At 69.0% G+C, this 13,768-nt stretch carries 11 protein-coding genes and 1 pseudogene; 11 read left to right on the forward strand and 1 reads right to left on the reverse strand.

Annotated features, from left to right (window positions below):
- Positions 1-25 precede the first annotated feature (25 nt).
- From KR541_RS07070 to KR541_RS07090, 5 genes and pseudogenes are all read left to right on the forward strand, one after another.
- A pseudogene (locus KR541_RS07070) lies at positions 26-932 on the forward strand (sugar phosphate isomerase/epimerase family protein).
- 70 nt (positions 933-1,002) lie between these two features.
- Complete coding sequence (gene iolG, locus KR541_RS07075) at positions 1,003-2,016, forward strand: bifunctional inositol 2-dehydrogenase/D-chiro-inositol 1-dehydrogenase (protein WP_124631708.1); 1,014 nt, start codon at positions 1,003-1,005, stop codon at positions 2,014-2,016.
- Positions 2,017-2,055: 39 nt separating this feature from the next.
- A complete protein-coding gene (locus tag KR541_RS07080; RefSeq protein WP_216089471.1) occupies positions 2,056-2,982 on the forward strand; it encodes a TIM barrel protein in 927 nt (308 codons plus the stop codon).
- Between the two features lie 29 nt (positions 2,983-3,011).
- Positions 3,012-4,184 carry a Gfo/Idh/MocA family protein gene (locus tag KR541_RS07085; protein WP_050017573.1) on the forward strand — a complete coding sequence of 391 codons (1,173 nt, stop codon included), beginning with the start codon at positions 3,012-3,014 and terminating at the stop codon, positions 4,182-4,184.
- A 273-nt stretch (positions 4,185-4,457) separates the two neighbouring features.
- A complete protein-coding gene (locus KR541_RS07090) occupies positions 4,458-5,342 on the forward strand; it encodes a MurR/RpiR family transcriptional regulator (RefSeq protein WP_050017572.1) in 885 nt (294 codons plus the stop codon).
- Between the two features lie 57 nt (positions 5,343-5,399).
- Here KR541_RS07090 and KR541_RS07095 read toward each other — a convergent pair whose 3' ends face one another.
- Entirely contained in the window at positions 5,400-6,920 is a 1,521-nt protein-coding gene (locus KR541_RS07095; protein ID WP_216089472.1) for a CoA-acylating methylmalonate-semialdehyde dehydrogenase, read from the reverse strand.
- Positions 6,921-7,030: 110 nt separating this feature from the next.
- On the opposite strand from KR541_RS07095, the gene KR541_RS07100 reads away from it, so the two are divergent.
- The 6 genes from KR541_RS07100 (at position 7,031) to KR541_RS07125 (ending at position 13,758) form a co-directional block, all read left to right on the forward strand.
- Positions 7,031-7,966, forward strand: coding sequence for a LysR family transcriptional regulator (locus tag KR541_RS07100; RefSeq protein WP_050017569.1), 936 nt, complete (start codon positions 7,031-7,033; stop codon positions 7,964-7,966).
- 117 nt (positions 7,967-8,083) lie between these two features.
- The gene (locus KR541_RS07105) at positions 8,084-8,311 is read left to right on the forward strand and encodes a sulfurtransferase TusA family protein (RefSeq protein ID WP_006402122.1); all 228 of its coding nucleotides are present in this window, start codon (positions 8,084-8,086) and stop codon (positions 8,309-8,311) included.
- 254 nt (positions 8,312-8,565) lie between these two features.
- Positions 8,566-9,030, forward strand: a complete 465-nt coding sequence (locus KR541_RS07110) for a peptidase (RefSeq protein WP_089488370.1) — start codon at positions 8,566-8,568, stop codon at positions 9,028-9,030.
- Positions 9,031-9,297: 267 nt separating this feature from the next.
- The gene (locus KR541_RS07115; protein ID WP_006490421.1) at positions 9,298-10,002 is read left to right on the forward strand and encodes a response regulator transcription factor; all 705 of its coding nucleotides are present in this window, start codon (positions 9,298-9,300) and stop codon (positions 10,000-10,002) included.
- Positions 9,999-11,360, forward strand: coding sequence for a FecR family protein (locus KR541_RS07120; RefSeq protein ID WP_050017565.1), 1,362 nt, complete (start codon positions 9,999-10,001; stop codon positions 11,358-11,360). The genes KR541_RS07115 and KR541_RS07120 overlap by 4 nt, the downstream gene beginning before the upstream one ends.
- A gap of 10 nt (positions 11,361-11,370) precedes the next feature.
- Complete coding sequence (locus tag KR541_RS07125; RefSeq protein ID WP_050017564.1) at positions 11,371-13,758, forward strand: CHASE2 domain-containing protein; 2,388 nt, start codon at positions 11,371-11,373, stop codon at positions 13,756-13,758.
- Positions 13,759-13,768: the final 10 nt, after the last annotated feature.

The following is a 13,768-nucleotide window of genomic DNA, read 5'->3' on the forward strand; positions in this document are numbered from 1 at the left end:
AATCACGAAACTGCCCGGGAAGACGATGAAGATCGCGCTGGACCCCTACATGATTCGCCACCTGCCGCTCGACCGGCTGCCGCACGCGGTGGCCGAGCTCGGCTACGACCAGATCGAGCTGTCGCCGCGCGGCGACTTTCTCGACTGGTGGGTGATGCCGCGCGCGACCCGTGAGCGGATGGCCGCGTTCCGCCACGCGATGCGCGCGAGCGGCGTCGGTCTCGCGTCGCTGCAACCGATGTACCGCTGGGCGAGCCCGTTCGACGACGAGCGGCAATGGGCCGTGCGCTGCTGGAAGAAGGCGATCGAGGTGGCGGTCGAGATGGAGTGTCCGCTGATGGTGTCCGAGTTCGGGCGCGTCGCCGGAGCGCTCGGTCGGCGAGCGGCCGGGCGCGAACCCTCAGGCGCTGTGCGAGGCCGCGTGGTTTCGGTCGATGGACGTGCTGCTGCCGATCCTCGAGCGCGAGCGCATCGTGCTGTCGGTCGAGCCGCATCCGGAGGACTGGATCGAGCAGTTGCAGCCTGCGATCGACATCGTCACGAACCTCGGTTCGCCGTCGCTGAAGCTGTCGTATATCGCGCCGCATACGTTCTACTACGGCGACGACATGGCCGCGATGATCGCGGCCGCCGCGCCGATCCTCGCGCACGTGCGCGTGGCCGATACCTTCGACCACCGCAAGAGCAGCCAGCTGCGCTACATCGTGAACCCGCCCGGCTCGAACCAGATCCGCGTGCACCAGCATCTCGACATCGGGCAGGGCGAGATCGACTGGGACGTGTTTTTCCGCGCACTCGGCGCCGCCGGCTTCGACGGCGTGCTGTCGTCGTGCGTGTTCGCGTGGGAGGACCGCGCGGAAGCGTCGTCGCGCTATATGCGCGACGCGATCCAGCGCTACGTCGATCGCCATTTCGATCGCGCGGCGCGTTGACCGATGACCGATTGTTGACCGGCGCGGCATGGGCCGCGCCGCTGATGAACGAACGACTGGAGAGAACTGCATGACCTTGCAAATCGGCGTGATCGGCTGCGGCGCGATCGGCCAGGACCACATCCGCAGACTGACCCGCACGCTGTCCGGTGCGCGCGTCGTGGCCGTCAACGACATCGATCCGCAGCAGGCGCGCGACGCGGTGACGAAGTACGGGCTCGACGCCGAGATCTACGGCGACGGCCACGAAGTGGTCGCGGCCGCCGACGTGCAGGCCGTGCTCGTCACGTCGTGGGGGCCGACCCACGAAGCGTTCGTGCTCGACGCGATCGCGCACGGCAAGCCGGTGTTCTGCGAGAAGCCGCTGGCCGTCACGGCCGACGGCTGCATGCGGATCGTCGAAGCCGAAGTCGCGCACGGCAAGCGGCTCGTGCAGGTCGGCTTCATGCGCCCGTACGACGAAGGCTATCGCGCGCTCAAGCGCGTGATCGACAGCGGCCAGATCGGCGCGCCGCTGATGCTGCATTGCGCGCACCGCAACCAGTCGGTCGGCGAGCGCTACACGACCGACATGGCGATCACCGACACGCTGATCCACGAACTCGACGTGCTGCGCTGGCTGCTCGGCGAGGATTACACGAGCGCGCAGGTCGTCTATCCGAAGAAGACGCGCCATGCGGGCGCGCATCTCGCCGATCCGCAGATCGTGCTGCTCGAAACCGCGAGCGGCGTGCGCATCGACGTCGAGATCTTCGTGAACTGCCAGTACGGCTACGACATCCAGTGCGAGGTGGTCGGCGAGCAGGGCATCGCGAAGCTGCCCGATCCGCCGGCCGTCGGGCTCAAGCATGCGGCGCGGCAGTCGGTCGAGATCATGACCGACTGGAAGGAGCGCTTCATCGCGTCGTACGACGTCGAGCTGCAGGCATTCATCGACGGCGTGCGGCAGGGCGCGCTCACTGGCCCGTCCGCATGGGACGGCTACGCGGCGGCGGTCGGGGCCGACGCGTGCGTGCGGGCGCAGCAGAGCGGCGCGGTCGAGCCGATCGCGATGGCCGACCGTCCCGCGTTCTATCGCGGCTGACCCGCGGCCGTTCGCCGCCTGCTTGCCGGACCGACCGACATGACGATGAAGATTGGCTGCGCGCCGTGCTGCTGGGGCGTCGACGACGTGAAGAACCCGCATCTGCCGCCATGGCGGCACGTGCTGGCCGAGGCCGCGCAGGCCGGCTACTCCGGCATCGAGCTCGGGCCGTACGGCTACATCCCACTCGACCTCGACGTGGTGAGCGCCGAGCTCGAGCGACAGCGCCTGAGCATCACGGCCGGCACGATCTTCGACGATCTCGTGTCGCCGGAGAAACTGCCGAACCTGCTGCGCCAGACCCGCGACATCTGCGCGCTGATCACGCGGCTGCCGAGGCTGCCGACGCAGGACGGCCAGCGTTACGCGGCGCCGTACCTGGTCGTGATGGACTGGGGCCACGAGGAGCGCGACTACGCGGCCGGCCACGGCGATCGCGCGCCGCGGCTGTCCGACGCGCGCTGGGCGCGGATGGTCGGCCATATCCGGCAGATCGCGACGATCGCGCGCGACGAGTTCGGCGTGCGCGCGGTGATCCATCCGCATGCGGGCGGGTACATCGAGTTCGCGGACGAGATCGACCGGATCGTCGCCGATATTCCGGCCGACACGGCGGGCCTGTGCCTCGACACCGGCCACCTGCATTACTCGGGCATGGACCCCGAAACGTGGTTGCGCCGCCACGCAGCGCGGCTCGACTACGTGCATTTCAAGGATATCGACGCGGCCGTGTACGACGCGGTGATGGGCGAGCACATCGCGTTTTTCGCGGCTTGCGCGCGCGGCGTGATGTGCCCGATCGGCACCGGCGTGCTCGACTACCCGGCGATCCGCCACGCGCTCGCCGACATCGGCTACGCCGGCACCATCACGATCGAACAGGAACGCGACCCGCGCAACGCCGGCACGAGCCTGCGCGACGTCGCCGCGAGCCGCGCGTTTCTCGCGTCGGCCGGTTTTGCATGACCCTCTGAACCCGCACCAGGAACACCATCATGATTGACGGACAGATTCTGCTTGGACATTCGATTCGCTGGGGCATGGTCGGCGGCGGGCTCGGCAGCCAGATCGGCTACAGCCACCGGTCGGCCGCGCTGCGCGACGGCAGCTTCCAGCTGGTTGCGGGCGCATTCGATATCGATCCCGAACGCGGCCGGCAGTTCGGCGTGAAGCTCGGCGTCGCGGCCGAGCGCTGCTATCCCGATTACGCGGCGATGTTCGACGCGGAGGCGCGGCGGCCGGACGGCATCCGCGCGGTATCGATCGCGACGCCGAACAACACGCACTTCGAGATCTGCCGCGCCGCGCTGAACGCGGGGCTGCACGTGGTCTGCGAGAAGCCGCTGTGCTTCACGACCGAGGAAGCCGAGGCGCTGCAGCGGCTGTCGGTCGAGAAGAACCGGATCGTCGGCGTCGCGTACGGTTATTCCGGACACCAGATGATCGAGCAGGCGCGCGAGATGATCGCGCGCGGCGACCTCGGCGAGATCCGCATCGTGCAGATGCAGTTCGCGCACGGCTTTCACAGCGAGGGCGTCGAGGCCGCGAGCGCGGCCGCGCGCTGGCGCGTCGATCCGAAGTTCGCGGGCCCGAGCTACGTGCTCGGCGACATCGGCACGCATCCGCTGTACATCTCCGAGGTGATGGCGCCGGAACTGAAGATCAAGCGGCTGATGTGTTCGCGGCAGAGTTTCGTGAAGAGCCGCGCGCCGCTCGAGGACAACGCGTTCACGATCATGGAATACGACACCGGCGCGATCGGCTACGTGTGGTCGAGCGCGGTGAACGCCGGCTCGATGCACGGGCAGAAGGTGCGCGTGATCGGTTCGAAGGCGAGCATCGAATGGTGGGATGAACACCCGAACCAGTTGCGCTACGAAGTCCAGGGGCAGCCGGCACAGGTGCTCGATCGCGGAATGCCGTACCTGCATCCGCACGCATTGCGCGAGGACCGCATCGGCGCCGGGCATCCGGAAGGGCTGTTCGACGCATGGTCGAATCTCTACGCGCGCTTCGCGCTCGCGATGGACGCGGCCGATCGCGGCGACGCCGTGGCGGTGAAGGCGATCCGTATTCCGGACGTGCACGCGGGCGTCGAAGGCGTGCGCTGGGTCGAGAACTGCGTGCGTTCGGCCGACGCGGGCGGCGTGTGGGTCGACTATCGCTGAACGGAGGCGGGCCGGCTGCGCCGCGCTTCGTCGCGACGGCCGGCCTCGGTACACACCCTGATCTTTACGCCGCCGCGAACGCGTTGGACAATCGCTCCCAGTCTTGCCGTGGAGCGTATGCAAGCGATGATCGAGCGCGTGGGAGCGAGCAGGCGGCGCGGGCCGTGCCGCAAACGTGATTAAATTCGCCCTTCATGCATGTATCCAGTCGAGCCCCGGGCCGCGCCGGCCAGCCACGCGCGCGCACCGGGGCCGTCAACTTCGCGCTATCCGATGAGTTCATCCGAGAAACCTCCCGCCACCGTCGAGGCGTTCCTGCAGCACCTGACGCAGGAGTACGACGGCCTCAGCAATCGCCTGAAGGTGATCGCGCGCCACGTGGAAACGCATCGGGACCAGCTTGGGCTGGAGGGCATCCAGTCGCTCGCGGAAGCCTGCGGCGTCCAGCCGTCGGCCGTCGTGCGCTTCGCGAAGCACTTCGGCTTCTCCGGGTTCTCCGAGATGCAGCGGCTGTTCCGCGAAGGGCTCGCGCAGCAGATCGCGCCGGGCCGTGCGTACAACCTGCGCGTGCGCGACGTGATCGAATCGGGTTCGTCGAGCCTGCAACCCGAACAGATCGCCGACGAATTCATCAAGGGCAGCATTGCCGGGATGCAGCAGTTGCGGCAGACGCTCGACTCGCAGGCGCTCGCGCAGGCGGTCGACCTGCTCGCCGATACGCAGGCGATCTGGATCGCCGGGTCGCGGCGCGCGTTTCCGATCGCCGTGTATCTGGACTATGCGCTGCAGCACACCGACAAGCGCATCGGGCTGTTCAGCGCGCTCGGCAGCATGCATCTCGGGCAGATCCGATCGGTGCGCGAAGGCGACGTGATGATCGTGATCTCGTTCATGCCGTACGCGGACGAGACGGTACAGGTCGCGCAGCAGGCCGCGCAGCGCGGTGCGCGGCTGATCGCGATCACCGACAGCCGGATGAGCCCGCTCGCGCGGGAGGCGGAAGTGACGCTGATGGTGCAGGACAGCGCGACGTTCGGCTTTCGCGCGCTGACGGCGACGATGGGCCTTGCGCAGAGCCTGTTCGTCGCGCTCGCGTACCGGCTCGAGCTGTCGTACCTGCCGACCGCCGACGGCGCGCACGGCACGAAGGCCGGTTGATCTCGGCTACCGGTGCGCCGCCCGCCGAACGGATCGACGGGCGGCGCACCGGCCGGCTTACTTCGCGGTCGGCATCGCGAATTCGGCGCCCTTGCCGATGCTCGACGACCAGCGCTGCATCACAGACTTCTGGCGCGTGTAGAAGCGCACGCCTTCCTCGCCGTACGCGTGCATGTCGCCGAACAGGCTCTTCTTCCAGCCGCCGAAGCCGTGCCATGCCATCGGTACCGGGATCGGCACGTTGATGCCGACCATCCCGACCTGGATGCGCCGCGCGAATTCGCGCGCGATCCCGCCGTCGCTCGTGAAGCACGACACGCCGTTGCCGAACTCGTGCGCATTGATCAGGTCGACCGCTTCGCCGAAATCCTTCACGCGCACGCAGCCGAGCACCGGCCCGAAGATTTCTTCCTTGTAGATCCGCATGTCGGGCGTGACGTGATCGAACAGCGTGCCGCCGGTGAAGAAGCCGGCCTCGCGGCCCGGCACGCGCAGCCCGCGGCCGTCGACCACCAGTTGCGCGCCTTCGTTCACGCCTTGCTCGATATAGCCTTCGATGCGCTTGAGCGCTTCGCCGGTGACGATCGGGCCCATCTCGACTTCCGGCGACATCCCGTCGCCGATCACCAGCTTGCGCGCGCGCTCGGCGACCGCCGGCACGATCCTGTCGGCCACGTCGCCGACCAGTACCGCGATGCTGATCGCCATGCAGCGCTCGCCGGCCGAGCCGTACGCGGCGCCAATCAGCGCATCGACCGCCTGCTCGATGTTCGCGTCGGGCATCACGACGAGATGGTTCTTCGCGCCGCCCAGCGCTTGCACGCGCTTGCCCGACTGCACCGCGCGCTGCTGCACGTAGGCCGCGATCGGCGTCGAGCCGACGAAGCTGACGGCCTGCACGTCCGGGTGGTCGAGCAGCGCATCGACCGCGCCCTTGTCGCCCTGCACGACGTTGAACACGCCGGCCGGGAGGCCGGCCTGCGTGAGCAGGTCGGCGATGAACAGCGCGGCCGACGGGTCGCGCTCGCTCGGCTTCAGCACGAACGTGTTGCCCGTCGCGATCGCGACCGGGAACATCCAGCACGGCACCATGCACGGGAAGTTGAACGGCGTGATGCCCGCGACGACGCCGAGCGGCTGGCGCATCGTCCAGTTGTCGATGCCGGTGCTGACCTGGTCGGTGAAGTCGCCCTTCAGCAGTTGCGGCACGCCGCACGCGAATTCGACGATGTCGATGCCGCGCGCGACTTCGCCCTGCGCGTCGGAGAACACCTTGCCGTGCTCGGCCGTGATGATCGCAGCCAGCGTGTCGCGGTGCTCGTTCATCAGTTGCAGGAAGCGGTGCAGCACGCGCGCGCGGCGGATCGGCGGCGTCGCGGCCCAGTCCGGGAACGCGGCGTGGGCGGACGCGACGGCCCGCTCGACTTCGTCGTTGCCGGCGAGCGCGGCGCGGCGCACCGCGCGGCCGAGCGACGGGTTGAGCACGTCCTGGAAGCGGCCGCTGCGGCCGGCGACGGGCGCGCCGTCGATGTAGTGGCCGACGTCGGCGTCGGACGTATACGCGGGAACCGTGGTCATGCGTGTCTCCTGGGAGTAGGGGGTGAACGGAACCAAGTCTAGGCAAAGCGGCGGGGCGGGAGAAGACCGCGCAGCTTGATTCACTGTTCAGAATTCTGAATAATCACTGGATGAATCAGCAAAATGTCCAGGCGCTCTGGCCGCATATCCATTCGCTGACGGTGCTGGCCGCGGCCGGCAGTTTCACGGCCGCCGCGCAGCGGCTCGGCATCAGCAAGGCCGCGATGAGCCAGCGCATCGCCGATCTCGAAAAGGCGGCCGGCGTGCCGCTCGTGCGCCGCACCACGCGCAGCGTGCGGCTCACCGATGCGGGCCAGACGCTCGTCGACAGCACGCGCGATGCGTTCGAGTCGATCGGCCAGCATTTCGCGCGCGTGAAGGATCTCGCCGGCGAGCCGCGCGGGCTGCTGCGCCTGACGGTGCCGGTCGCGCTCGGGCGCCAGCAGGTCGTGCCGCACCTGCCCGATTTCCTGCGCCAGCATCCGGGCGTGCAGATCGAGCTCGACCTGTCGGACCGCCTGCATTCGCTGACGCAGGAGGGCTTCGATCTCGCGATCCGCCATACGACCACCGCGCCGCAGACCCACGTCGCGTGGAAGCTGTGCGACACGCGTTCGCTGCTGGTCGCGAGCCGCGACTATCTCGACGCGCGCGGCGCGCCGCGCCACCCGAGCGAGCTCGTCGATCACAGCTGCCTGTGCTATCTGCGCGAGCACGAGCCGGCCGCGTGGAGCTTCGAGCCGGACGGCCGCCGCCGCGAGCGCGTGAGCGTGCCGGTGCGCGGCAGTTTCGCGGCGAACAACAGCGAGGCGATGCGCGAGGCCGCGCTCGGCGGGCTCGGCATCGCGCTGCTGCCCGATTTCAGCGCGCGGCGCGATCTCGACGCCGGCCGGCTCGTCGCGCTGCTCGACGGCTGGCGGCCGTCGGGCGCGTTCGGCGACCACATTTTCGCGATCCGCCCGTACAGCCCGGTCGTCCCGAGTGCGGTGCGCGCGCTCGTGCGGCACCTGCGCGAACGGCTCGCGGGCGGCTTCTCCGGCGCGTGAGTCGGGTGCCGGCGGGCGCCTGGCCGTGGGCGGCCCGGGCAAGCGCGGCGGCGCTGCGGTAAAATCGCCGCTTCCTCCCGCGCCACGTATGGCGCGTCATTCGAAGGTCGACAGCCGATGCAGATTCACAAGGAAGTGGACGCGCGCGGGCTCAATTGCCCGTTGCCGATCCTGCGTGCCAAGAAAGCGCTTGCCGATATGGAAAGCGGGCAGATCCTCAAGGTGCTCGCGACCGATCCGGGCTCGCAGCGCGATTTCGCCGCGTTCGCGAAGCAGACGGGCAACGAGATCGTCGAATCGACGACCCAGGACAAGACCTTCGTATTCCTGATGCGCCGCCGCTGAAGGCGCGCATCACGTGTCCCGCCGCGCCGGGCGCCTCGCCGGCTGTCCCTGGCCCGGTGCCCTTGCCCAGGCGCCTGTTCCATTGGAAAGCGCTGGCCACACTTCTCTGACAATTCTTAAACCTCGTTGCGCGACCGGCTGCGTATACTGACCCGGCCGGTCGTCCGCTCCCAGCGGAGGCGCCGGCCACGGTACGTCGCACGGCGGGCTCGGGGGCCATGCCTGACGCTACCGTCGTACAACGGGGAGAGGACATGTCCTTCAGACCAGGGACCCTTCGAAGTCCGTCCGGAGCGGAAAGCATCGCGCCCGTGCGCACCTCGGAATTGAGCCGGATCGAGCTCGATCCGCAACAGGACCGCCACGCGCGTGCCGCGCTGGAGGCCTATGCGGATTCGGCCGCGGCCGAGATGCCGTGGCTGGCCGAATGGCTGGACGAACGGCTGCGCGACGCCGCGCGGGACGACGGCGCGGGCCCGACCTACTGCGGTGCGACGATCGAACGCGTGTTCGATCTGGCGCAGGCATGGGCGGCGGGCCAGCCCGACTACGCGGCTGGCGCGTGGGAGCGCGTGCGCGACCAGTTGCAGCGGATGCTGGGGCAGCCCGTGCTGGGGCAGCCCGTGTTGGCGCAACCGCCGTCGCCGCAGCGGCCGTCGCCGCGCATGCCGACGGATGATTTCGCCGAGCCGGTGGCCGGCATCGCGGGCGCCGAATAGGCGTCCGGTTGCGCAAGAGAAAGGATTATTCGAAGAAAGGGCGATAGTCCGCGCAATTTCTTGGCGAATTTCATACTACTATGATGAAATCGCCGGTTCGTCCGTGCCCCGTTTTTGAGATATTTAGCCGGGGTCGCCGGCTTGCGCAGGAGGCGCGAGCGGCGAACGACGGCTCGCCGGCCGGTATCCGGACGCCGCGCACAGGCGGCGCGGCCGGGGCAGGCGCGGGAGCCGAGTGGACGAGTCGACTTCGATTTGCGGGGTGCTATGAGAATTGCTGTACTGGATGACGATCCGGCCCAGACGGATTTCGTCAGTCAAACGCTGACGGCCGTCGGCCATACGTGCTATGCGTTCAAGGAAGGCAAGGCCCTGAAGAAGCGCCTGCAGCGCGAGACGTTCGACCTGCTGGTGCTCGACTGGAACGTGCCCGACATGTCCGGCGAGGAAGTGCTCAAGTGGGTGCGGGCGAACCAGACCGAGCACAGCCTGCCGATCATCTTCATGACGAGCCGCGACGACGAGGCGGGAATCACGCAGATCCTCAACGCCGGCGCCGACGATTACGTGGTCAAGCCCGTGTCGGGCCCGATCCTGCGCGCACGTATCGGTTCGCTGCTGCGCCGCGCGTATCCGGTCAATGCCGAGGCCACCGTCCGCGAGTTCGACCAGTTCCGTTTCGACGTGAACCTGAAGCAGGCGTACGTCGGCGACAAGGCCGTGAGCCTCACGCAAAAGGAATTCGAGCTCGCGCTGCTGCTGTTCCAGCATCTCGACCGGCCGCTGTCGCGCGCGCACATTCTCGACCTCGTATGGAAGCAGGCGACCGACATTCCGTCGCGCACGATGGATACGCACATTTCGATGCTGCGCACCAAGCTCGGCCTGCGGCCCGAAAACGGCTACCGTCTCGCGCCGATCTACGGATACGGCTACCGGCTCGAACGGGTCGGCCAGGGGGAACCGGAGTGACCGCGCGCATCACGCGGCGCACGGCGGGCCTGTGCACGGCGGCGCTGCGCGCGGCCTGCGCGGTCGCATTCGCGTTCGCCGCGCAGCAGGCCGCGGCGCAGCCGCCCGCCGCCGCGGGCAAGACGGTCGTCTATCGCACGCAGGCGGGCGACACGCTGTACGACGTCGCCGCGCGCTACCTGCAGGGCGTGGACGACTGGCAACTGCTCCAGCAGATCAACGGCGTGCCGGCGCCGAAGCGCCTGCAGCCCGGCATCGCGCTGAAGCTGCCGGTCGCGCGCCTGCGCAAGGAAAAGCTCACCGCACGCGTGATCGCGGTGCAGGGCACGGCCGAGCGCGCGTCCGGCGCCGCCTTCGCGCCGCTCGCGAACGATGCGACGCTCGCCGAAGGCGACCGCGTGCGTACCGGTCCGAACGGCTTCGTGACGATCGAACTGACCGACGGCACGCACATGAGCCTGCCGCCCGACAGCCAGCTCGACCTGAAGTCGCTGCGCCGCACGGTGCTGACCGGCACGCTCGATCGCGAGTTCGAACTCACGCGCGGCTCGGTCGACAGCGAAGTCACCCACCTGAAGAAACGCGACGACCGCTTCCAGATCCGCTCGCCGTCGGTCGTCGCCGGCGTGCGCGGCACGCGCTTTCGCGTGAACTACGACGCGGCCGGCACGGCGTCGACGCGCGTCGAAGTGCTCGACGGCACCGTCGGCGTCGCGGGCGGCCGCAAGCCGGCCGGCGCGACGCTCGTGCATGCGAACTTCGGCAGCGTCGCGACGTCGTCGGGTGCGGTCGGCGCGCCGATCGCGCTGCTGGGCGCACCCGCGCTCGAGCATCCCGACAAGGTGCAGGACGAGCCCGGCGTCGCGTTCGACATCGCGCCGCTCGAGCAAGCGCATGCGTACCGCGTGCAGCTCGCGCACGATGCGGGGCTGATGGACCTGTTCCGCGAGACACGCACCGATTCGCCGCGCGCGGTGTTCCGCGACGTGCCGAACGGCAACTACTTCGTGCGGATCGCCGCGATCGATGCGAACGGCCTCGAGGGGCTGCCGCGCACCTATGCGTTCGAACGCCGCGTGATGGGGCTCGACGCGAGCGCGTCGCCGGGCGCCGGCGGTTACGAGTTCCGCTGGTCGCCGAACGGGGCGGGCAAGAACGCGCGTTACCGGTTCGTGCTGTCGCGCTCGAAGGACCTGAGCGCGCCGGTCGTCGATCAGGTCGGCCTGCACGCGCGCCAGATCACCGTCGCGCACCTGCCGCCGGGCGACTATTTCTGGGCGGTGACCGTCGAGGAATTCGAAGGCGGCAAGTTCTACGAGAAGACCAGTCCGGTCAGCGCGTTCACGTTGTCGCGCTGACCCGCGGCGCATGAAACCCGATTCCGTTTCCACACGGCGGCACCTCGGCCGCCGCTTCCTGATCGAATGGATCGCGATCGGCTGCCTCGGGGTCGCGGTGATCCTCGCGTGCGCGCTCGGCCGCCTGTCGTCGAGCGTCGACGGGCTGATCTACGACCGGCTGCTGATGCTGCGCAGCCTGCCGCTGTCGCCCGACGTGGTGGTCGTCGACATCGACAACCAGAGCGTGTCCGCGCTCGGCCGCTGGCCGTGGCCGCGCGACGTGCATGCGCGGCTGCTCGACACGCTCGCGCGCGCGCAGCCGGCCGCCGTCGTCTACGACGTGCTGTTTACCGAACCGTCGCCCGAGGATCGCGCGTTCGCGGACGCGATGAGCCGCGTGCCGACCTTCCTGCCGGTGCTGCTGAGCCCCGAGCAGGCGGACGGCACGCGTTCCGTCGATCCGCCGGTCGCCGCGCTCGCGGCGCGCGCGACGGGGCTCGGCCATATCAATCTCGAAGTCGATCGCGACGGCATCGTGCGCAGCGTCGCGCTGTTCGAAAGCGACGGCCGCGTGCGCTGGCCGCAATTGATGGTGCCCGTCTATCGTGCGATCCAGGCCGGCCGGCTGCATCCGGTCGGCGGCGTGCCCGGCGCGAACGCGCACGACCTGTCGCGCGATGCGGCGGGCGACGGCCGCTACCTGATTCCGTTCAGCCGCAACACGCCCGCGTATCCGACGCTGTCGTTCGACGACGTGCTCGAAGGGCGCGTGAAGCCCGACGCGCTGCGCGGCAAGATCGTCGTCGTCGGCGTGACGGCGTCCGGGCTGTACGATCGCTTCGCGACGCCGGTGTCCGGCGAATTCGGCCCGCTCGCCGGCGTGTACATCCATGCGAACGTGCTCGACATGCTGGCGACCGGCAGTGCGATCTCGCCCGCGTCGCCCCTGGGGCTGTTCGTCGCGTCGCTGCTGCCGCTCGCCGTGTTGCTGGGCGGCTTCCTGATGCTGTCGCCGTGGCGTGCGCTGCTGCTGACGCTGAGCCTCGCCGCGCTCGCCGTCGTCGCGAGCCTGGCGCTGCTGTTTGAGGCGCGCATCTGGCTGACGCCGGCGCCCGCGATCTTCGGGCTGATCGCCGTCTACCCGATCTGGAACTGGCGGCGGCTGGAAATGACGATGTCGTACCTGCGCCGCGAGCTGCAGAAGCTCGCCGACGAGCCGCACCTGCTGCCCGAGGCGCCGCGTACGCGCAGCGTCGGCGGCGACGTGCTGGAGCGGCAGATGGCGCTGATGGCGCAGGCCGCGCAGCGCGTGCAGGATATGAAACGCTTCGTGTGGGACAGCCTCGACAGTATGCCCGAGCCGATCTTCGTGACCGATCTCGCCGGCACCGTGCTGATCGCGAACCACGCGGCGAAACGCTACGGGTCGCGGCTCGCGCTGCCGCTGCCGGAAGGGCGGCCGCTGCGCACGGCGCTCGGCGAGCTGACGTTCATGAAGACCGTCGACGGCAACGCCGAGCACGACGCGGCGATCCGCGAGCGCTGGCCGGCCGCGCTCGACCCGACGCTCGAGGCCGAGCACGACGCGATGGCGCGCGGTATCGAGGTGCGCGATCGCGACGGGCTCGACCATCTGCTACGCTACGCGGCGTGTACGAACGCGCAAGGGCGCGTGACGGGCTGGATCGCCGGCCTCGTCGACGTGACCGAGCTGCACGCGGCCGAACGGCATCGCGAGGAAGCGCTGCACCTGCTGTCGCACGACATGCGCTCGCCGCAGTCGTCGATTCTCGCGCTGGTCGAGATCGAGCGCGACCGCGTCGACAGCGACGCGATGCGCGGGTTGCTCGCGCGGATCGAGCGCTATGCGCACCGCGCGCTGTCGCTCGCCGACGAGTTCGTGCAACTGGCGCGCGCGGAGTCGCAGGCGTACCAGCTCGAGGTGACGAGCCTCGTCGACGTGCTGATCGACGCGAGCGACGAGGTGTGGCCGCAGGCGCAGGCGAAGCACATCCGCGTCGAGACCGACGTGGGCGCCGACATGTGCTGGGTGCGCGCGGACCGCTCGCTGATCACGCGCGCATTCGTGAACCTGCTGAACAACGCGGTCAAATACAGTCCGTCCGACACGGTGATCACGTGTACGCTGACGGTCGAGCACGCATCGAAGCGGATGTTCTGTACGATTCGCGATCAGGGATACGGCATTGCGCCGGAAGATCAGCGGCATCTGTTCGAGCGTTTCAAGCGATTCCATGCCGGCGAGCGGCCCGAAATCTCGGGCTCCGGGCTCGGCATGGCATTCGTGAAGACGGTCGTCACGCGCCATGGGGGCAGCGTGTCGGTCGACAGCGAAGTGGGTGTCGGCACCGCGGTGACGGTGTCGCTGCCCGCGATCGACGAGCCGTCCGCCTGACAGGGCCGGG

This window comes from Burkholderia sola (genome assembly GCF_905400185.1).
Taxonomy (GTDB): Bacteria; Pseudomonadota; Gammaproteobacteria; order Burkholderiales; family Burkholderiaceae; genus Burkholderia; species Burkholderia sola.

Excerpts from the sequence above, each read along its gene's own strand:
- iolG (WP_124631708.1), top strand. The coding sequence starts at position 1,003 with ATGACCTTGCAAATCGGCGTGATCGGCTGCGGCGCGATCGGCCAGGAC.
- KR541_RS07080 (WP_216089471.1), top strand. The coding sequence starts at position 2,056 with ATGACGATGAAGATTGGCTGCGCGCCGTGCTGCTGGGGCGTCGACGAC.
- KR541_RS07085 (WP_050017573.1), top strand. The coding sequence starts at position 3,012 with ATGATTGACGGACAGATTCTGCTTGGACATTCGATTCGCTGGGGCATG.
- KR541_RS07090 (WP_050017572.1), top strand. The coding sequence starts at position 4,458 with ATGAGTTCATCCGAGAAACCTCCCGCCACCGTCGAGGCGTTCCTGCAG.
- KR541_RS07095 (WP_216089472.1), bottom strand. The coding sequence starts at position 6,920 with ATGACCACGGTTCCCGCGTATACGTCCGACGCCGACGTCGGCCACTAC.
- KR541_RS07100 (WP_050017569.1), top strand. The coding sequence starts at position 7,031 with ATGAATCAGCAAAATGTCCAGGCGCTCTGGCCGCATATCCATTCGCTG.
- KR541_RS07105 (WP_006402122.1), top strand. The coding sequence starts at position 8,084 with ATGCAGATTCACAAGGAAGTGGACGCGCGCGGGCTCAATTGCCCGTTG.
- KR541_RS07110 (WP_089488370.1), top strand. The coding sequence starts at position 8,566 with ATGTCCTTCAGACCAGGGACCCTTCGAAGTCCGTCCGGAGCGGAAAGC.
- KR541_RS07115 (WP_006490421.1), top strand. The coding sequence starts at position 9,298 with ATGAGAATTGCTGTACTGGATGACGATCCGGCCCAGACGGATTTCGTC.
- KR541_RS07125 (WP_050017564.1), top strand. The coding sequence starts at position 11,371 with ATGAAACCCGATTCCGTTTCCACACGGCGGCACCTCGGCCGCCGCTTC.